Source organism: Pseudomonas putida NBRC 14164, assembly GCF_000412675.1.
GTDB lineage: Bacteria > Pseudomonadota > Gammaproteobacteria > Pseudomonadales > Pseudomonadaceae > Aquipseudomonas > Aquipseudomonas putida.
Genome location: NC_021505.1, coordinates 4,074,829 through 4,094,594, shown reverse-complemented (window position 1 = coordinate 4,094,594; position 19,766 = coordinate 4,074,829). Strand labels below are relative to the sequence as shown.

Annotated in this window: 15 protein-coding genes, 2 tRNA genes and 2 rRNA genes; 7 read left to right on the top strand and 12 right to left on the bottom strand. The window is 60.3% G+C overall.

Annotation, left to right across the window (positions count from 1 at the left end; all coding sequences use genetic code 11):
* Position 1: 1 nt before the first annotated feature.
* From PP4_RS18085 to PP4_RS18055, 7 genes are all read right to left on the bottom strand, one after another.
* A complete protein-coding gene (locus PP4_RS18085; RefSeq protein WP_016500629.1) occupies positions 2-367 on the bottom strand; it encodes a Na+/H+ antiporter subunit G in 366 nt (121 codons plus the stop codon).
* Positions 364-642 (bottom strand): K+/H+ antiporter subunit F, encoded by a 279-nt coding sequence (locus tag PP4_RS18080; protein WP_003250109.1) that lies wholly within the window; start codon positions 640-642, stop codon positions 364-366. Before PP4_RS18080 ends, PP4_RS18085 begins: the two co-directional genes overlap by 4 nt.
* Entirely contained in the window at positions 639-1,127 is a 489-nt protein-coding gene (locus tag PP4_RS18075; protein ID WP_016500628.1) for a Na+/H+ antiporter subunit E, read from the bottom strand. The genes PP4_RS18080 and PP4_RS18075 overlap by 4 nt, the downstream gene beginning before the upstream one ends.
* On the bottom strand, positions 1,124-2,803 hold the full coding sequence (locus PP4_RS18070) for a monovalent cation/H+ antiporter subunit D (RefSeq protein ID WP_016500627.1): 1,680 nt from the start codon (positions 2,801-2,803) through the stop codon (positions 1,124-1,126). The genes PP4_RS18075 and PP4_RS18070 overlap by 4 nt, the downstream gene beginning before the upstream one ends.
* The gene (locus PP4_RS18065; RefSeq protein ID WP_003250128.1) at positions 2,800-3,144 is read right to left on the bottom strand and encodes a Na+/H+ antiporter subunit C; all 345 of its coding nucleotides are present in this window, start codon (positions 3,142-3,144) and stop codon (positions 2,800-2,802) included. Before PP4_RS18065 ends, PP4_RS18070 begins: the two co-directional genes overlap by 4 nt.
* Positions 3,144-6,059, bottom strand: coding sequence for a monovalent cation/H+ antiporter subunit A (locus PP4_RS18060; protein WP_016500626.1), 2,916 nt, complete (start codon positions 6,057-6,059; stop codon positions 3,144-3,146). The genes PP4_RS18065 and PP4_RS18060 overlap by 1 nt, the downstream gene beginning before the upstream one ends.
* 149 nt (positions 6,060-6,208) lie before the next feature.
* On the bottom strand, positions 6,209-7,159 hold the full coding sequence (locus tag PP4_RS18055; RefSeq protein ID WP_016500625.1) for a DMT family transporter: 951 nt from the start codon (positions 7,157-7,159) through the stop codon (positions 6,209-6,211).
* Positions 7,160-7,242: 83 nt separating this feature from the next.
* Here PP4_RS18055 and PP4_RS18050 point away from each other — a divergent pair, with 83 nt between their 5' ends.
* Positions 7,243-7,806 (top strand): helix-turn-helix domain-containing protein, encoded by a 564-nt coding sequence (locus PP4_RS18050; protein WP_016500624.1) that lies wholly within the window; start codon positions 7,243-7,245, stop codon positions 7,804-7,806.
* Between the two features lie 163 nt (positions 7,807-7,969).
* Here PP4_RS18050 and PP4_RS18045 read toward each other — a convergent pair whose 3' ends face one another.
* Positions 7,970-8,518 (bottom strand): cysteine hydrolase family protein, encoded by a 549-nt coding sequence (locus PP4_RS18045; RefSeq protein WP_016500623.1) that lies wholly within the window; start codon positions 8,516-8,518, stop codon positions 7,970-7,972.
* 141 nt (positions 8,519-8,659) lie between these two features.
* Between PP4_RS18045 and PP4_RS18040 the strand changes: the two genes are divergently transcribed.
* Positions 8,660-9,040: an antibiotic biosynthesis monooxygenase gene (locus PP4_RS18040; RefSeq protein WP_016500622.1), complete on the top strand. Its 381-nt coding sequence runs from the start codon at positions 8,660-8,662 to the stop codon at positions 9,038-9,040.
* On the opposite strand, the gene PP4_RS18035 is transcribed toward PP4_RS18040, so the two are convergent.
* Both PP4_RS18035 and PP4_RS18030 read right to left on the bottom strand, forming a co-directional pair.
* A complete protein-coding gene (locus tag PP4_RS18035) occupies positions 9,019-9,789 on the bottom strand; it encodes an alpha/beta hydrolase family protein (protein ID WP_016500621.1) in 771 nt (256 codons plus the stop codon). The two genes, PP4_RS18040 and PP4_RS18035, sit on opposite strands and share 22 nt — an antisense overlap.
* Positions 9,773-10,891, bottom strand: a complete 1,119-nt coding sequence (locus tag PP4_RS18030; protein ID WP_041167798.1) for a DUF3182 family protein — start codon at positions 10,889-10,891, stop codon at positions 9,773-9,775. The genes PP4_RS18035 and PP4_RS18030 overlap by 17 nt, the downstream gene beginning before the upstream one ends.
* A gap of 220 nt (positions 10,892-11,111) precedes the next feature.
* On the opposite strand from PP4_RS18030, the gene PP4_RS18025 reads away from it, so the two are divergent.
* Positions 11,112-12,920 carry an aminopeptidase P family protein gene (locus PP4_RS18025; protein ID WP_016500619.1) on the top strand — a complete coding sequence of 603 codons (1,809 nt, stop codon included), beginning with the start codon at positions 11,112-11,114 and terminating at the stop codon, positions 12,918-12,920.
* A 40-nt stretch (positions 12,921-12,960) separates the two neighbouring features.
* Here the strand turns inward: PP4_RS18025 and PP4_RS18020 are convergent, their stop codons facing one another.
* A complete protein-coding gene (locus PP4_RS18020; RefSeq protein ID WP_016500618.1) occupies positions 12,961-13,242 on the bottom strand; it encodes a hypothetical protein in 282 nt (93 codons plus the stop codon).
* 191 nt (positions 13,243-13,433) lie between these two features.
* Positions 13,434-14,321 (bottom strand): threonine/homoserine exporter RhtA, encoded by an 888-nt coding sequence (gene rhtA / locus PP4_RS18015; RefSeq protein WP_016500617.1) that lies wholly within the window; start codon positions 14,319-14,321, stop codon positions 13,434-13,436.
* Positions 14,322-14,794: 473 nt separating this feature from the next.
* On the opposite strand from rhtA, the gene PP4_RS18010 reads away from it, so the two are divergent.
* The 4 genes from PP4_RS18010 to PP4_RS17995 all read left to right on the top strand — a co-directional run bounded on the left by PP4_RS18010 (position 14,795) and on the right by PP4_RS17995 (position 19,730).
* Positions 14,795-16,331: ribosomal RNA gene (locus tag PP4_RS18010) — 16S ribosomal RNA — on the top strand.
* 87 nt (positions 16,332-16,418) lie between these two features.
* Positions 16,419-16,495 (top strand) — tRNA-Ile (locus PP4_RS18005).
* A 23-nt stretch (positions 16,496-16,518) separates the two neighbouring features.
* Positions 16,519-16,594: transfer RNA gene (locus PP4_RS18000), tRNA-Ala, on the top strand.
* Between the two features lie 244 nt (positions 16,595-16,838).
* A 23S ribosomal RNA gene (locus tag PP4_RS17995) occupies positions 16,839-19,730 on the top strand.
* The 16S and 23S rRNA genes sit together here with 2 tRNA genes alongside, the layout of an rRNA operon.
* Positions 19,731-19,766: the final 36 nt, after the last annotated feature.

Genomic DNA, 19,766 nt, shown 5'->3' with positions numbered 1-19,766 from the left:
TTCAATTGCCCCGGTCGCGGCCGCTGCTGACTTCTTCAGGCACTGGCTCTTTCGACATGCGCTTGCGAAACAACGCCGCCCGGGCCAGCAGCAGCGTGGTCACTGGCACGGTGATCGACAGCAGGATGGGAATCAGCCAAGCGTGCAGTACCGGTGCTTCCTTGAGCCACGAGAAATAGATGATCGAAGCCAGCGCTACGCACCAGGCGCCAATGGTCGACGCCAGCGCTGGCGGGTGCATGCGCTGGAAGTAATCCTTCAGGCGCACCAGGCCTATTGCTCCGACCAGCGCGAACAGGCTGCCGGTCAGCAGCAGTGCGGCGGTGACCACTTCCAGCCAGAAGGGCAGTACCAGGGTTTCGGTCATTCGATCACCTCACCGCGCAGCAGGAACTTGGCCAGGGCAAACGAGCCGACGAAGCCGAACAGCGCAATCAGCAGGGCACCTTCGAAGTAGGTGTCACTGGCATAACGGATACCCAGCACCAGCATGGTCAGCATGGCCAGGATGTACAGGTAGTCCAGCGCCAGCACCCGGTCCTGGGCGGACGGGCCACGGAACAGCCGGATCAGCGCCAGGCCCATGGCCAAGGCGAAGATGAACAGGCTGGCAAGGACAGCATTGGCGAGCAGGCCTGTCATTGGAATATCTCCATCAGCGGGCGTTCATAGGTGTCCTTGAAGTGCTGGATAAAGGCCGCCTCATCGTCCAGGTCGAACACATGCAGCAGCAATACGCTGCGGTCCAGCGCCAGCTCGGACCAGACCGTGCCGGGCACTACCGTAGTGATCATCGACAGTGCCGCCAGCCCATGTGCATCGTGCAGGGCCAACGGAATGTGCACGAACGCCGAGCGTGGTGGTTGCTTGCCAGCGCGCAGCACGCCACGGGCAACCAGCAGGTTGGACAGGATCACATCGATGCCTACCCGGCCTATCAGCCGGGCGATGACCATTGGTCGACGCACGTGGGCATGCTGTGGGCGCAGTGGCGCCATCAGCAGTGGCGCCAGCACGCCAAGTGCGGCGCCCAGCAACAGGTTGCCGGGGCTGACCGAGAGGTTCAGCAGCAGCCACAGGCCGAACAGCGAAACCGATAGCAGCGGGGCGGGGAACAGTCGGTTCATGGCTGCACCTGGATGTCGAGCGAGGTGGGGCCAGGCATCGGCCGGGCGGCCATCACGGCTTCAATGTAGGCATCGGGGGCCTGCAGGCTGGCGGCGGTGTCCTGGGTGTAGCGCAGCAATGGCTCGGCCTTGAGGCTGAGGATGATGCACAGGCCGAGCAGGATGACGATGGGCAGGCACTCATAGCGGCGCAGCACCGGCGACGGGCGCTCCTCGGGCTTCCAGAAACGCTGGATGCCGACGCGCCCGAAGGCGATCAGCGAGGCCATGCCGGACAGGATCAGCAGCGCCACCAGGCCCCAGCCCGCCGCACTCAGCGGCTGCTCGGCCGGCACGCCCAAACCCTGCGGGTTGAACAGTGCGCTGATCAGGTTGAGCTTGCCGACGAAGCCTGACAACGGCGGCATGCCGATGATGAGCAAAGCGCAGGCGATGAAGCTGAGGCCGAGGAAGGCCATCGTCCACGGGATGATCTGGCCGATCACCACCTTCTGCTCGTCGTCGAGGTTGATGCCCTTGGGTGGGTGCAACGACTCCAGCGGTGGCGGCATGGCATCTTCTTCTTCGTCCAGCGGCACTTCATTGGCCGAGCGCGAGCGTTCGACCAGTTCGGCGAGCAGGAACAGCGCGCAAAGTGCCAGGGTCGAGTTGACCAGGTAGAACAGCGCCGCACCCGTCAGCGCCGACTGGGCAAAGCCGACGGCGCCAAGCAGGGTGCCGGCCGAGACCAGGATGCTGAGCGCCGCCATGCGTTCCAGGCGTTGTGCCGCCAGGATCGACACTGCTGCCACTGCCAGGGTGACCAGGCCACCGTACACCAGCCATTCGCCACCGAAATGCGCCGAGGCCCCAGCCTGCCCGGAGAACAGCAGGGTCCACAGGCGCAGCAGGGCGTACAGGCCGACCTTGGTCATGATGGCGAACAACGCAGCTACCGGCGCGCTGGCCGAGGAGTAGGCCGGCACCAGCCAGAAGTTCAGCGGCCAGATACCGGCCTTGACCAGGAAGGCCATGGCCAGGATTGCCGCACCGGCATGCAGCAGGCCACGGTCGGCCTCCGGTACCAGTGGGATCTTCAGCGCCAGGTCGGCCATGTTCAGGGTGCCGGTTACCCCATACAGCATTGCCGCGCCGATCAGGAACAGCGACGAGGCGAACAGGTTGATGGCGATGTAGTGCAGGCCGGCACGTACCCGCGCACGCCCCGAGCCATGTAGCAGCAAGCCATAGGACGCTGCCAGCAGCACCTCGAAGAACACGAACAGGTTGAACAGGTCGGCGGTGAGAAAGGCGCCGTACAGGCCCATCAGCTGAATCTGGAACAGCGCATGGAAGCTGGCCCCGGCCCCGTCCCAGCGGGCGCGGGCAAACAACAGGGCGCTGAAGCCGATGATCCCGGTGAGGGTCAGCAGCAGCGCCGACAGGTGGTCCACAACCAGGACGATCCCGAACGGTGCAGGCCAGTTGCCCGGCAGGTAGACGCCGATCGACTCCGCCTGGCCCTGGGTGCGCACCCACAGCAGCAGGCTGACCGCGACGGCCAGGCCGGCGAAGGTCGACAGCAGGTTGAGGCGGGCCTTGATACGCCGGTGTTTCTCCCCCAGCAACAACATCACGGCTGCCGTTAACAGTGGCAGCAGGATGGGCGCGACAATCAGTTGGCTCATGCCATTCATTCGTCACGCTCCCGGCCATCCACGTGGTCGGTACCGGTCAAGCCGCGCGAGGCCAGCAACACCACCAGGAACAGCGCGGTCATGGCAAAGCTGATGACGATGGCCGTCAGCACCAGGGCCTGCGGCAACGGGTCGGTGTAGTGCAGCAGGTCCTGGGTGACGCCATCCTTGATGATCGGTTCCTTGCCGATGAACAGGCTGCCCATGCTGAAGATGAACAGGTTCACGCCATACGACAGCAGGCACAGGCCCATGATCACCTGGTAGGTCCGCGGGCGCAGGATCAGCCACACCCCCGAGGCGGCCAGCACGCCGATGGCGACTGCAATGACTTCTTCCATCAGGCGGCTCCTGCTTGGCTGGTTTTCGATGAATTGCCCGGGCGGTAGGCGCGCACCGACTGGTGCGCCAGGGCAGTGAGGATCAGCAGGGTCGAGCCGACCACCACGGTGTACACGCCAACATCGAAGAACAGCGCGCTTGCCACGTGCACATCACCGAGCAACGGCAGGTGCAAGTGGGCGGTATGGGTGGTCAGGAACGGGTAGCCCAGCAGCATGGCACCGACCCCTGTCAGGGTGGCGCACAGCAACCCGGTGCCCATCCAGCGCAGTGGGCGCAGGCTCATCTGCGCCTCTACCCACTGGGTGCCAGCCACCATGTACTGCAGGATGAACGCCACCGACATCACCAGGCCGGCGACGAAGCCGCCACCTGGCTGGTTGTGGCCACGCATGAACAGGTACATCGACACCAGCAGGGCGATGGGCAGCAGCAGGCGCACCAGCACCGCAGGCACCATCATGAAGCCCAGGGCGGTGTCGGTGGCATGCCGCGGGTTGATCAGGTCGGTGACCACATCAGGCGCGAGCTGGCGTTGTTGCGCCGGCAACTGCATGCTTTCTTTCGGCGGGCGGAAGCGTCGCAGCAGGGCGAACACGGTCAGCGCCACGGCCACCAGCACGGTGATTTCACCGAGGGTATCGAAGCCGCGGAAGTCGACCAGCATGACATTCACCACATTGGTGCCGCCGCCTTGGGGCAGCGCCCGGCTCAGGTAGAACGAGGAAATGTCGTTGGGCGTCGGCCGGGTCAGCATGGCGTAAGACAGCACGGCCATGCCGCCACCCACCAGCACTGCCAGTAGCAGGTCGCGCAGGCGGCGCATGCGCGCGCGTTCCAGGCTGCCCGGTAGCGGCGATACGCCTTCGATACGCCGTGGCAGCCAGCGCAGGCCCAGCAGGATCAGCACCGTGGTGACCACCTCCACCACCAACTGGGTCAGGGCCAGGTCGGGGGCGGAGAACCAGACAAAGGTAATGCAGGTCATCAGGCCGCAGACACTGACCATGATCAGTGCCGCGAGGCGGTGGTACTTGGCCTGGTAGGCGGCGCCGATGGCGCAGGCAATGGCGATCAGCCACAGCGCGACGAACACGCCCGACCCCGGAATCTTGGGCCGGTCGCCCCAGCTGAGCCCGCTGTACAGCATGGGCGTGAGGCCGGCGAGGAAGGCGGCGAGCACCAGCATGAACAGTTGTGCCTGGAGGCGGCGGGTGGTGAACAGGCGCTCGACGTGCCGGGCCAGCAACATCAGGTGCACCTGGCCGTGCTCGAACAGGCGTTTGCCATTGAAGCGTTCGATCACCGGTGGGTACGGGAAGCGGCCCAGGCGCAGTTGCTTGCGCAGCAGCAGGTACAGCACGATGCCGCCGCTCATGGCCACCAGGCTCATGATCAGGGGCGCGTTCCAGCCATGCCAGATGGCCAGGCTGTACTCTGGCAGGGTACCGCCTACGACCGGGAGGGCTGCGGCGGCCAGCAGCGGACCGACCGACTGGGCGGGGAAGATGCCCACCACCAGGCAGGTGAGTACCAGCAGTTCGACCGGCGCACGCATCCAGCGTGGCGGTTCGTGCGGGGTGTGGGGCAGGTCCTGCGCAGTGGGACCGAAGAACACATCTACGGTAAAGCGCAGGGCATAGGCCACGCTGAAGGTACCGGCCAGTGTGGCGATCACCGGCAGCGTTGCTTCGACCCAGGCGGTAGAACTGATGAACACCGTTTCGGCAAAGAACATTTCCTTGGACAGGAAACCGTTCATCAGCGGCACGCCGGCCATGGAGGCGCTGGCCACCATGGCCAGGGTGGCGGTGTAGGGCACCAGGCGGATCAGGCCGCTGAGACGGCGGATGTCACGGGTGCCGCTCTCGTGGTCAATGATGCCGGCGGCCATGAACAGCGAGGCCTTGAAGGTGGCGTGGTTGAGGATGTGGAACACCGCCGCGACCGCGGCCAGCGGGCTGTTCAGGCCCAGCAGCAGGGTAATCAGGCCCAGGTGGCTGATGGTCGAATAGGCCAGCAGGCCTTTGAGGTCGTTCTGGAACATGGCGGCGAAGGCGCCGAGCAGCAGGGTGAGGGCGCCGGCACCGCCGACGATCCAGAACCACTCTTCGCTGCCCGACAGCACCGGCCAGAAGCGCGCCAGCAGGAACACCCCGGCTTTGACCATGGTGGCAGAGTGCAGGTAGGCCGATACCGGGGTGGGCGCTGCCATGGCATGGGGCAGCCAGAAGTGGAAGGGGAACTGTGCGCTTTTGCTCAGGGCGCCGATGAGGATCAGGGGCAGCAGCACCGGGTACAGCGCATGCTGGCGGATGGTGTCGCCGGCAGCCAGGACCTTGTCCAGGTCATAGCTGCCGACCACATGGCCGAGCAGCAGGGCACCCACCAGCAGGCACAAGCCACCTGCGCCGGTCACCATGAGCGCCATGTAGGCGCCACGCCGGGCGTCTGCGCGGTGGTGCCAGTAGCCGATCAGCAGGAAGGAGAACAGGCTGGTCAGTTCCCAGAAGAACACCAGCTGGATCAGGTTGCCGGAAATGACCAGGCCGAGCATGGCGCCCATGAAGGCCAGGAAGAAGGCGAAGAAACGCGGCACCGGGTCCTGTGGCGACATGTAGTAGCGCGCATAGAGCGACACCAGCGTGCCGATGCCCAGCACCAGCAGCGAGAACAGCCAGGCAAAGCCGTCCATGCGCAGTACCAGGTTCAACCCCAGGCTGGGCAGCCAGAGGAATTCTTCGCGAATCACGCCCCCGTGGGCAATTTGAGGGTACAGCAGTGCTACCTGGACGGTGCCGACCAGGGCCACGAGCCCGGCGAGAATGGACTCGGCGTTACGTGCGTTGTGCGGCAGCACGGCTGCCAGGCAACTGCCCACGAACGGCAGAAGCAATAGCACTATCAATGACATAGGGGCCTATTCTGGAGAAGTTTGCAAAGATCATACGTGCCGGGGAAGTGATCACCAACACGCAAGCTGTCGCAGAATCCTACAAACAGGCTGTGACAAGCTGTTTTTTTATAACAGTTTTTTACAAAGCATAGTCGCTGTTGTCATCTTTACAGACCAGTCTGGCGCTCGCCTTCACTCTGGACGTCGTGTGCTTCGACGGTTTCGCGGGGGCGGCGTACCTTGAGCTCGCTGACCACCACCGCGATCACGATCAGCAGGCCACCGAGCAGCGCCACGCCCGGCAGGCGTTCGCCGGCGATGCGCCCGACGATCCCGGCCCACACCGGTTCACCGGCATAAATGAGGGTGGCGCGGGTGGGCGAGACCGACTTCTGCGCCCAGTTCATGGCCACCTGGATCACCGCGCTCATGGCACCCAGGCCTATTGCGCTGGCCAGCAGCAGCCAGGAAAAGTCGGGGATGCGCTCCTGGGTCGGCACGATCATCAGGAACGCCAGCAGCGAAGCGGTCGCCAGTTGCACCACGGTGACCCGGCGCACATCGACCTGGCCGGCGTAACGGCTGATCAGAATGATTTCGGCGGCGATCGCTACGGCGCTGACCAGGGTAACCACCTCGCCCTCGCTGAAGTGCAGGCTGCCGCCTTCCGGCCCGGCCAGCAGCATCAGGCCGATGAATGCCAGGCAAATGCCGATGCTGGGCATCAGGCCAGGCCGGCGGCCCAGCACCAGCCACTGCAACAGCGGCACGAACGGCACGTACAACGCAGTGATGAACGCCGACTGGCTGCTGCTGATGGTCTGCAGCCCCATGGTTTGCAGGCCGTAGCCGAGCATGATCGAAACGCCGATCAGCATGCCGGCCTTGAGCTCGGTGAAGGTCAGCCCGGGCAGCGCCCGCGCCGAAACCACGCCCACGAACAGCGCTGCCGCAGCGAAGCGCAGGCCGACGAAGAACATCGGACCGCTGACGGTCATTACGTTGTGCACCAGCAGGAAGGTGCCGCCCCACAACATGGTGATGAACACCAGCACCAGTTCTGCCTTGCTCAGGCGAAAGGTAACGGCGGGGGTGGGTGTGTTGCGGGCCTGGCTCATGGTCTTGCGCACTCGGAGGGGGCGGCGCACAATCGCCGCAAAGTGGGCAGTATACTGCGCAATCTCTACCAGTGAGCAATATAGTGCACAAAGATACTTCGCATCGGGCATCGGTGTTGCAACATGTAAGCCTCAACGTCCGCAGCCTGCGCCATGCTTCCCGGTTGAGCCAGACAGCGTTGGCCGAGCGCTCAGGGGTTAGCCGGCGCATGCTGGTGGCAATCGAGGCGGGCGAGAAGAATGTCAGCCTGACCACCCTCGACCTGATCGCCGAAGCTTTGGGGGTGGCTTTCAGCACCTTGATCCAGGCACCGGACCAGCGTGACCCTGGGCGCATCGAGGAACTGGCCTGGGCCGGTGAATACCCGCAGAGCAAGGCCGTGCTGCTGGGTAGCAGTGCGGCACGGCGTGAGGTGGAGCTTTGGGAGTGGACCCTGGCACCGGGCGAGTGCTATTCCAGCGAGGCTGATGCCGAAGGCTGGAGCGAGCAGATCTATGTGGCAGAAGGGCAACTGACGCTGGTCATTGAAGGGGTTGAGCATCGGCTGCTGGTGGGGCAGTTCCATGTGTTCCCGAGCAACTGCCAGTATGCCTACCGTAACGATGGGGTGGTGGCAGTGCGTTTTGTGCGTAATGTAGTGATCTGAGTTTGCAAGCGTTGGGGCTGCTGCGCATCCCATCGCGACACAAGGCCGCTTCCACAGGGATCGCTTACGGTTCTTGCTTGCGCATTACCTGTGGGAGCGGCCTCGCCGGGGCGCCGGACCGGTCGGAAAGGGGCGCAAAGCGCCCCCAAAGCTCTGAAGTCGATCAGTTCTTCAGCAGCTCATCGGTCTTCACCACCGACGCATAGGCAAAAGCCAAGGCTGCCATCGCCGAATCATGCACCTGCGCCGCCGGCACCTGCTTGCCGTCGAACTCCAGCGGCAGGGTAGCGCAGGCATCGTGCGCCACGGTCACCGTGTAGCCCAGGTCGGCCGCGGCACGTGTAGCGGCATCGATGCACATGTGGCTCATGCTGCCAACGATGGTCAGGGCTTCCACGCCATGTCGGTCCAGCGTGTTCTCAAGGTCGGTACCGAGGAAGGCGTTGACCTTGTGCTTGAGCACCACCGGCTCACCTGCCACCGGCTCGACCTTGGCGTGGATGGCCGCACCCTGCGAACCGGGTGCGAAAAATGGCGCATCGGCGCTGTCGAACTCATGCCGCACATGGACCACCAGGTCGCCGCGCTGGCGTGCCGCCGCCAGCAGCCGGGCGGCGTTGTCGGCCGCCTGGTCGGCGCCATCGAGGGTCCACTTGCCGCCTGGGAAGTAGTCGTTCTGGATGTCGATGATGATCAGCGCCTGCTTGCTCATGCTGCCTCCTGTGGCAGTAGTTGTCGGGAGACGTTAGTTATAGGCTGTTTGCACGGGCAGAAACCACTTGACCTTGACTTTGCTTGAGGTTTTACCCTGCTCGGCATCGCCAAGCATGCGTCCGTAACCAGGAGAACGTCGATGTCGGCAAACCCTCATGCGCTGTGGTTCACCCAGATGATCGAATACGAAGTGCCCAGCCTGTGCCAGCAAGCGCTGGCCCAGGCGCTGGTGGCGCGCAGCGAGGCGCTGGCCACGCGCTGCGAAGGGCTGCAGGGTGTCAGCATCCAGGCCAGTGACGATGGCAGTCGGGTGTTGCAGTACCTGCAATGGCAATCTCGTCAGGCGTGGGCGGCGGCGGCCGTGCACTTCGTCGAGGAGTCTTTCCTTGAACTGCTGGGCCAGCATCAGGCGCGGGGCGTCAACTTTGCCGCTTACCAGACCTTGCGCAGCCTGGTGCGTGGCGCTGATGGTGGCCTGCAGTGCGAGGTGGGTGAGCCTCAGGCATACCAGGGGGCGTAGTGCGGGTAGCGGTCCAGGCGGGCACCGATCACCATTTCGCTGATCCACGCCGCCAGGATCGAACTGTAGGCTTTCTGGCTCGCTTCGCTGGACAACGCGTGGTCGGCACCGTCGACGATGCGATGGGTAAGGGAGTGGGCGCTGACGAATGCCGAACGGTAGCTCATCAGCGTACTGTGCGGCACGTAGTCGTCCTGCTCGGACTCTACCAGCAATACATCACCGGCGAATTCTGCGCACGCCGCCAGCGCGCGATTGTCTGCCGGGCCCAGCGATTGCTGGCGGTAGGCGTTCAGGCGTTGGCGGTCGAGGGTTTGCTTGGGGGTGTTCCATTCGTCGTCCCAGTACATGGCCGGCACCCGCAGGGCCAGCCATTTGACTGGCCGTTCGCGGGTCAGCAAGGTTGCCAGGTATCCCCCATAGCTGCTGCCGATGATGGCGATGGCGCTGCCGTCTACGGCCGGGTGGCTGAGCAGCCGGTCGTAGGCCACCAGCAGGTCTTGCAGGTTCTGTTCACGGGTGACCGTCAGGCGTTGGCTTTCGGTTTTTTCGTGGCCGCGCAGGTCGAAGGTCATGCACACGCAGCCCAGCCCGGTGATGTGCCGGGCACGGGCCAGATCACGCTGCTGGCTACCGCCCCAGCCGTGGACGAAGAGGATGCCCGGCATCTTGCTGCCAGGGCTGACCAGGGTGCCGACAATGCTGTCGTTGTCGACTTGCAGTTCAACGGTTTCACTCTGAACGGCCATGTTCGCGAATCCGTGCAAATTTGCTGAGTTGTCCGAGTTCACTGTCGTTTCCTTGGTAGAAGAGGGTGGCGTCAGCGGGCAGGTCGGGGGTGCCGAACACTTCATGGGTGGATGCACGCACCCGCTGCAATGCCGGGTCATCGGCAAATGCCTGCAGGGCCAGCAGCTCGGCACTGCTGGCACCGCCCAGGCGCCAGGATTGTTCGAGCACACCGCTGCGCAGGTGGCCCTGGGGGGTCAGGCCGCGCGCGATGTCGTAGTTGCGCCGCGAGGCGATGAAGCCGGGGAAGTGTTGCTCGGCAGCCTGCTCGTAGGCGATCGCCTGGTTGATGGCCAGGCGCACGTAGTCTTCCAGTGGCAGTTGCAATAGCGCCTGGTAATCGCCACGTACCACCACCAGGTCGGAGCCGCCGTACACCTCGGTGCCCTGATGGTCACGGGTCAGTTGCTGGGTGCCGTGATAGCTGCAGGTCAGGCCGGCGACGCGCACCTGGCCGACGCTGAAGGTTTCTACATCGCTCAAGTCTTCTTCGAGCACCAGCCCCCACAGCGCCAGCATCTGGTCATCCATGCCCGCCAGCAGAGGCTCTAGCGCATCCGCACTGGTGATGACCTGCTGCCCCCGACCTGCGCAGGCCAGCACGGGCTTGACCCTCAGGGGGCCGTCGAGCAGCAGCAATTGTGCGGCGCTGCGCGCATCGGCTTTACTGAACACGGTATAGCCGCGCAGCAAGGCGTCGCTCGCCTGTCGGGCGAAGTCGTCGGTCCAGCCCGGCGGGAAACTGGCCCCGGCTGGTAGTGGGTGGGAAATCGCCTTGGTCGCCATGTAGGGGTGTGGCACCACGCCGCCGAACAGGTCCTGCTCGCTGCGAATGCCCAAGGTGGCAGGGTGCCTGGGATCGACGAGCGTTTCGGTAGGTAGGTAATAGTAGTTATCAGCGGCGGTGGGTGCATGAGCGGGATGGACGTGCTGGCAGCCCAGCAGGCCGGCCAGGCCATCGGCTAGCTTCAGGTGCACGGCATGCTCATGGTCAGGTGTATGTTCGCGGGTATCGAGCAGCACTACGCCGGCTTTCGGTGCGCTGGCACTGGGCATGGTCATTTGCCTGTGTGCAATGAATGTACTGTGTCTGAAGCCGGTGTCATGGGGAAGTTCAGCGGAACTTGATCGGTGGTCCTGGCCCTTTTGTAGGAAGCGTCCTGTTGGCACAGGGCGTGACGGGCAATGCATGCCGTGTCCTGGTCTTCCCGATTGCAGGGCTCTGGCGGCTGTTCCATTATCAGCGCATTGGATCAACCGTGATGTAGCCGCAGGAGAGCGCATGAACGTCCAGACCACCCTTGAACAAAGCGTGCCACAGCGCCTGGCGCATGTGCGCCAGGCCATGGCAGCAGGGGGCATCGATGCCTTGCTGGTACCTTCGGCCGACCCCCACCTTTCCGAATACCTGCCCGGTTACTGGCAGGGGCGCCAGTGGCTTTCGGGTTTTCACGGCTCGGTCGGCACGCTGGTAGTCACGCCCGCTTTTGCAGGATTGTGGGTCGATAGCCGGTACTGGGAGCAGGCGGATCACGAGCTGGCCGGTAGCGGTATCGAACTGATGAAGCTGCTGCCCGGCAGGCCCGGGGCGCTGGAGTGGCTGGGTGATAATGTCGAGCCCGATGGCAACGTCGCGGTGGATGGGGCCGTCATGGCGCTGGCGTCGGCGCGCCAGCTGGGTGAGCGGCTCAAGGCCCGTGGGGCAAGGCTGGTGACCGACAAGGACCTGCTAGCCCAGGTCTGGGAAGGGCGCCCGGCGCTGCCCGCCAACCCGGTGTATCAGCACTTGCCGCCGCACGCCACGGTAAGCCGGGCGGAAAAGCTCGCGCAATTGCGCCAGGGCATTCAGGCCAAAGGGGCTGACTGGCACTTTATTGCAACTCTGGATGACATCGCCTGGCTGTTCAACCTGCGTGGCAGTGATGTTTCGTACAACCCGGTTTTCCTGGCCTTTGCCTTGATCAGTCAGCAGCAGGCCATTCTGTTCGTGGGCCAGGACAAGGTGGACGCGCATTTGCGTCAGGTGCTGGCGGTGGACGGCATCGAGGTGCGCAACTATAGCGAGGCAGGCAACGCCCTGGCTGCTGTTCCGGTGGGGGCGCGGTTGTTGGTGGACCCTGCCCGTGTCACCTGCGGCCTGCTGGGCAACCTGACGTCAGAGGTGGTGCTGGTCGAGGGGCTCAACCCCACCACCCTGAGCAAATCCTGCAAAGGTGACGATGACCTGGTGCATATCCGCCATGTCATGGAGCAGGACGGTGCGGCCTTGTGCGAGTTCTTCGCCTGGTTCGAGGCCAACCTTGGCCAAGAGGTCATTACCGAGCTGACAGTTGACGAGCAATTGAGTGCCGCACGTGCCCGGCGCCCGAACTTCGTATCGCTGAGTTTCTCGACCATTGCCGCCTTCAATGGCAATGGCGCCATGCCCCATTACCGTGCCACCGAGCAGTCGCATGCGGTCATCGAGGGTGATGGCTTGCTGCTGATCGACTCTGGCGGGCAATACCTGGGTGGCACCACCGACATCACCCGTATGGTGCCAGTCGGTAACCCCAGCCACGCACAGAAGCTGGACTGCACCCGGGTACTCAAGGGCATGATCGCCCTGTCGCGTGCCACTTTCCCGCGAGGAATACTGTCGCCGTTGCTCGACGCCATTGCCCGGGCGCCAATCTGGGCTGACCAGGTCGATTATGGCCACGGTACCGGGCATGGTGTTGGCTACTTCATGAACGTGCACGAAGGGCCCCAAGTGATTGCCTACCAGGCGGCACCTGCACCGCAGACCGCGATGCAAGCGGGCATGATCAGCTCGATCGAGCCGGGTACGTACCGCCCGGGGCAGTGGGGTGTCCGTATCGAGAACCTGGTGGTCAACCGTGAGGCGGGCAAGAGTGCCTTCGGCGACTTCCTGCGCTTCGAGACCTTGACGCTGTGCCCCATCGATACCCGCTGCCTGTTGCCCGAGCTGCTGGCCAAGGAAGAGGTGGAGTGGCTGAACGGCTATCACGCGAATGTGCGTGAGCGTCTGGCACCGCTGCTCAAGGGTGATGCGCTGGCCTGGCTGCAGGTGCGTACCGCGCCCCTGTAAGGGCAAATGAAAAAGGGCAACCTGTGAGCTGCCCTTTTTTCTACTTGCAGATGACGATCATGCTGCGGCTGGTGTAGCCCGCCGGATTGATGCCGAACAAGTAGTCACCGGCTTCTTCATCACTGTCACCAGAGCGGGCGATGACCCGGTATCCGCGCGTGCTGCAGGAGCTCTCGGCCTTGCTGTAGCAGTTGTCCCATGAGGAGGAAAGGCCGGAGCAATTGATATGCAGGCCCTTCTTGCCCCTTTTGACCTCAGTCTTGGCTGTAGCGGCACATCCAGCAATAGCCAAGATGGCCAGGATGAGAAAAATACGTTTCATTCCTGTCCTTAAATGCAGGGCGGATCAGCTGCCTGGCCCTGTCGTTATCGCTTCGCTTCTTCCTGAAAATATCCCCAGCGTCCGTGTTCGGTCCAGTAAATAGCGCAAAGATGATGATTCTGTGACAGCTTAATCAGCGAGGCGGGCGGCTACAATCACTAATCCTGTCCCAAATGAAAATATTTCTCATATCAGTCTGCTGCAACGGTCGGTGTGGGCTCCTTGCGCATGGACAAGGTAGTGCCAACCGACGCGGCGATGATTGCAGCGATCGCCAGCCATTGGGTGAGTGTCAGCACCTCGCCAAGGAACAGCAGGCCGGACAGTGCGCCGAACGCTGGTTCGATGCTCATCAAGGTGCCGAAGGTGCGTGCCGGGATACGCGTGAGGGCAACCATTTCCAGGCTGTAGGGCAGGGCGGTGGACAGTACCGCAACGGCTAGGGCCATGGGGATCAAGGCAGGTGTGAGCAGAGCGCTACCGGCGTGGGCGATACCGATGGGGGCGACGAACAGGGCGGCGACTACCACGCCCAAGGCTGCACTCTGGATACCGTGCTCGGCCCCGGCGCGTTGCCCGAACAGAATATAGAGGGCCCAGCATACACCTGCGCCCAGGGCGTAAGCAGCGCCCACCGGGTCGAGTGCCTGGCCGCTGTGGCCAGCGGGCAGCAACAGCAGCAGACCGGCGATGGCCAAGGCAATCCACAGGAAGTCGATCGGCCGGCGCGAGGAGAAGATCGCCACTGCCAACGGGCCGGTGAACTCCAGGGCCACGGCGATGCCGATCGGTACTGTTTGCAGGGCCATATAGAAGAGGAAGTTCATCCCGCCCAGTGCCATACCATAGATGACCACGTTGCGCAGGGTGGCAGCGGTCATGCGTACCCGCCATGGGCGCAATATAAGCAGCATGATGATGCTGGCGAAGATCAGGCGCAGGGTGGTGGTGCCTTGTGCGCCAATGATGGGGAACATGCTTTTGGCCAGGGAGGCACCGGACTGGATCGATGCCATGGCGATGAGCAGCAGGCCGATCGGGAAAAGAGTGGCGGCCAGGCTGCGGGGCTGGGTGTTCATTTAGGTGCGGCGATCCTTGGGCGGGGTAGGGGTGAGCAATATAGTGCGCAATTGCTGAGGCGCGTGATAGCCCTCAAGTGGATTAGCCACAAATATTTCAAATCATTGAAATTAAAGGTTGACCTGCGTAATGACTGCCCTATAATGCGCACCATTCCAACGGGGTAGCGAAGTAAAGCTAGCCACCCGGTTGAGTCAAGTGTTTGAAGTAAAACGAGTTTCTCGCAAAAAACTTCAAAATAAACGCTTGACAGGCTCTGAGGAAAGCGTAGAATGCGCGCCTCGGTTGAGACGAAAAGCTCTTAACCAAACGCTCTTTAACAAATTGAATCAAGCAATTCGTGTGGGTGCTTGTGAGTATGGACTGATAGTCAAAAAGATTATCAGCATCACAAGTGACCATGCGAGAAATCACATAGTCATTTGAGATTGCTGAGCCAAGTTTAGGGTTTCTTAAAAACCCAAGCAGTATTGAACTGAAGAGTTTGATCATGGCTCAGATTGAACGCTGGCGGCAGGCCTAACACATGCAAGTCGAGCGGATGAGAAGAGCTTGCTCTTCGATTCAGCGGCGGACGGGTGAGTAATGCCTAGGAATCTGCCTGGTAGTGGGGGACAACGTTTCGAAAGGAACGCTAATACCGCATACGTCCTACGGGAGAAAGCAGGGGACCTTCGGGCCTTGCGCTATCAGATGAGCCTAGGTCGGATTAGCTAGTTGGTGAGGTAATGGCTCACCAAGGCGACGATCCGTAACTGGTCTGAGAGGATGATCAGTCACACTGGAACTGAGACACGGTCCAGACTCCTACGGGAGGCAGCAGTGGGGAATATTGGACAATGGGCGAAAGCCTGATCCAGCCATGCCGCGTGTGTGAAGAAGGTCTTCGGATTGTAAAGCACTTTAAGTTGGGAGGAAGGGCATTAACCTAATACGTTAGTGTTTTGACGTTACCGACAGAATAAGCACCGGCTAACTCTGTGCCAGCAGCCGCGGTAATACAGAGGGTGCAAGCGTTAATCGGAATTACTGGGCGTAAAGCGCGCGTAGGTGGTTTGTTAAGTTGGATGTGAAAGCCCCGGGCTCAACCTGGGAACTGCATCCAAAACTGGCAAGCTAGAGTACGGTAGAGGGTGGTGGAATTTCCTGTGTAGCGGTGAAATGCGTAGATATAGGAAGGAACACCAGTGGCGAAGGCGACCACCTGGACTGATACTGACACTGAGGTGCGAAAGCGTGGGGAGCAAACAGGATTAGATACCCTGGTAGTCCACGCCGTAAACGATGTCAACTAGCCGTTGGAATCCTTGAGATTTTAGTGGCGCAGCTAACGCATTAAGTTGACCGCCTGGGGAGTACGGCCGCAAGGTTAAAACTCAAATGAATTGACGGGGGCCCGCACAAGCGGTGGAGCATGTGGTTTAATTCGAAGCAACGCGAAGAACCTTACCAGGCCTTGACATGCAGAGAACTTTCCAGAGATGGATTGGTGCCTTCGGGAACTCTGACACAGGTGCTGCATGGCTGTCGTCAGCTCGTGTCGTGAGATGTTGGGTTAAGTCCCGTAACGAGCGCAACCCTTGTCCTTAGTTACCAGCACGTTATGGTGGGCACTCTAAGGAGACTGCCGGTGACAAACCGGAGGAAGGTGGGGATGACGTCAAGTCATCATGGCCCTTACGGCCTGGGCTACACACGTGCTACAATGGTCGGTACAGAGGGTTGCCAAGCCGCGAGGTGGAGCTAATCTCACAAAACCGATCGTAGTCCGGATCGCAGTCTGCAACTCGACTGCGTGAAGTCGGAATCGCTAGTAATCGCGAATCAGAATGTCGCGGTGAATACGTTCCCGGGCCTTGTACACACCGCCCGTCACACCATGGGAGTGGGTTGCACCAGAAGTAGCTAGTCTAACCTTCGGGAGGACGGTTACCACGGTGTGATTCATGACTGGGGTGAAGTCGTAACAAGGTAGCCGTAGGGGAACCTGCGGCTGGATCACCTCCTTAATCGACGACATCAGCCTGCTGATGAGCTCCCACACGAATTGCTTGATTCACTTGTATAAAGACGATGCTGTAACGCGACCCTGTTATAGGTCTGTAGCTCAGTTGGTTAGAGCGCACCCCTGATAAGGGTGAGGTCGGCAGTTCAAATCTGCCCAGACCTACCATTACATGGTTTAGCCGTAGAAACGGGGCCATAGCTCAGCTGGGAGAGCGCCTGCCTTGCACGCAGGAGGTCAGCGGTTCGATCCCGCTTGGCTCCACCACTTTCGCCGTACGCAGTAGCTTGTCAGAACTTAGAAATGAACATTCGTTGATGAGTGTTGATTTCTGACTTTTGTCAGATCGTTCTTTAAAAATTCGGATATGTGATAGAAATAGACTGAACACCAGTTTCACTGCTGGTGGATCAGGCTAAGGTAAAATTTGTGAGTTCTGCTCAAAAGAGCAACGTGCGAATTTTCGGCGAATGTCGTCTTCACAGTATAACCAGATTGCTTGGGGTTATATGGTCAAGTGAAGAAGCGCATACGGTGGATGCCTTGGCAGTCAGAGGCGATGAAAGACGTGGTAGCCTGCGAAAAGCTTTGGGGAGTCGGCAAACAGACTGTGATCCAGAGATCTCTGAATGGGGGAACCCAGCCAGCACAAGCTGGTTATCTTGTACTGAATACATAGGTGCAAGAGGCGAACCAGGGGAACTGAAACATCTAAGTACCCTGAGGAAAAGAAATCAACCGAGATTCCCTTAGTAGTGGCGAGCGAACGGGGACCAGCCCTTAAGTTGGTTTGAGATTAGTGGAACGCTCTGGAAAGTGCGGCCATAGTGGGTGATAGCCCCGTACACGAAAATCTCTTATCAATGAAATCGAGTAGGACGGAGCACGAGAAACTTTGTCTGAATATGGGGGGACCATCCTCCAAGGCTAAATACTACTGACTGACCGATAGTGAACTAGTACCGTGAGGGAAAGGCGAAAAGAACCCCGGAGAGGGGAGTGAAATAGATCCTGAAACCGTATGCGTACAAGCAGTGGGAGCCTACTTGTTAGGTGACTGCGTACCTTTTGTATAATGGGTCAGCGACTTATATTCAGTGGCGAGCTTAACCGAATAGGGGAGGCGTAGCGAAAGCGAGTCTTAATAGGGCGTTTAGTCGCTGGGTATAGACCCGAAACCGGGCGATCTATCCATGGGCAGGTTGAAGGTTAGGTAACACTGACTGGAGGACCGAACCGACTACCGTTGAAAAGTTAGCGGATGACCTGTGGATCGGAGTGAAAGGCTAATCAAGCTCGGAGATAGCTGGTTCTCCTCGAAAGCTATTTAGGTAGCGCCTCATGTATCACTGTAGGGGGTAGAGCACTGTTTCGGCTAGGGGGTCATCCCGACTTACCAAACCGATGCAAACTCCGAATACCTACAAGTGCCGAGCATGGGAGACACACGGCGGGTGCTAACGTCCGTCGTGAAAAGGGAAACAACCCAGACCGTCAGCTAAGGTCCCAAAGTCATGGTTAAGTGGGAAACGATGTGGGAAGGCTTAGACAGCTAGGAGGTTGGCTTAGAAGCAGCCACCCTTTAAAGAAAGCGTAATAGCTCACTAGTCGAGTCGGCCTGCGCGGAAGATGTAACGGGGCTCAAACCATGCACCGAAGCTACGGGTATCACCTTTTGGTGATGCGGTAGAGGAGCGTTCTGTAAGCCTGTGAAGGTGAGTTGAGAAGCTTGCTGGAGGTATCAGAAGTGCGAATGCTGACATGAGTAACGACAATGCGAGTGAAAAACTCGCACGCCGAAAGACCAAGGTTTCCTGCGCAACGTTAATCGACGCAGGGTTAGTCGGTCCCTAAGGCGAGGCTGAAAAGCGTAGTCGATGGAAAACAGGTTAATATTCCTGTACTTCCAGTTATTGCGATGGAGGGACGGAGAAGGTTAGGCCAGCCTGGCGTTGGTTGTCCAGGTTTAAGGTGGTAGGCTGGAATCTTAGGCAAATCCGGGATTTCAAGGCCGAGAGCTGATGACGAGTTGCCATTAGGCGACGAAGTGGTTGATACCATGCTTCCAAGAAAAGCTCCTAAGCTTCAGATAACTGGGAACCGTACCCCAAACCGACACAGGTGGTTAGGTAGAGAATACCAAGGCGCTTGAGAGAACTCGGGTGAAGGAACTAGGCAAAATGGCACCGTAACTTCGGGAGAAGGTGCGCCGGCGAGGGTCAAGGACTTGCTCCGTAAGCCCATGCCGGTCGAAGATACCAGGCCGCTGCGACTGTTTATTAAAAACACAGCACTCTGCAAACACGAAAGTGGACGTATAGGGTGTGACGCCTGCCCGGTGCCGGAAGGTTAATTGATGGGGTTAGCGCAAGCGAAGCTCTTGATCGAAGCCCCGGTAAACGGCGGCCGTAACTATAACGGTCCTAAGGTAGCGAAATTCCTTGTCGGGTAAGTTCCGACCTGCACGAATGGCGTAACGATGGCGGCGCTGTCTCCACCCGAGACTCAGTGAAATTGAAATCGCTGTGAAGATGCAGTGTATCCGCGGCTAGACGGAAAGACCCCGTGAACCTTTACTATAGCTTTGCACTGGACTTTGAATTTGCTTGTGTAGGATAGGTGGGAGGCTTTGAAGTGGGGACGCCAGTTCTCATGGAGCCATCCTTGAAATACCACCCTGGCAACTTTGAGGTTCTAACTCAGGTCCGTTATCCGGATCGAGGACAGTGTATGGTGGGTAGTTTGACTGGGGCGGTCTCCTCCCAAAGAGTAACGGAGGAGTACGAAGGTGCGCTCAGACCGGTCGGAAATCGGTCGTAGAGTATAAAGGCAAAAGCGCGCTTGACTGCGAGACACACACGTCGAGCAGGTACGAAAGTAGGTCTTAGTGATCCGGTGGTTCTGTATGGAAGGGCCATCGCTCAACGGATAAAAGGTACTCCGGGGATAACAGGCTGATACCGCCCAAGAGTTCATATCGACGGCGGTGTTTGGCACCTCGATGTCGGCTCATCACATCCTGGGGCTGAAGCCGGTCCCAAGGGTATGGCTGTTCGCCATTTAAAGTGGTACGCGAGCTGGGTTTAGAACGTCGTGAGACAGTTCGGTCCCTATCTGCCGTGGACGTTTGAGATTTGAGAGGGGCTGCTCCTAGTACGAGAGGACCGGAGTGGACGAACCTCTGGTGTTCCGGTTGTCACGCCAGTGGCATTGCCGGGTAGCTATGTTCGGAAGAGATAACCGCTGAAAGCATCTAAGCGGGAAACTTGCCTCAAGATGAGATCTCACTGGGATCTTGAATCCCCTGAAGGGCCGTCGAAGACTACGACGTTGATAGGTTGGGTGTGTAAGCGCTGTGAGGCGTTGAGCTAACCAATACTAATTGCCCGTGAGGCTTGACCATATAACACCCAAGCAATTTGCTAGCGCAGATTGCGGT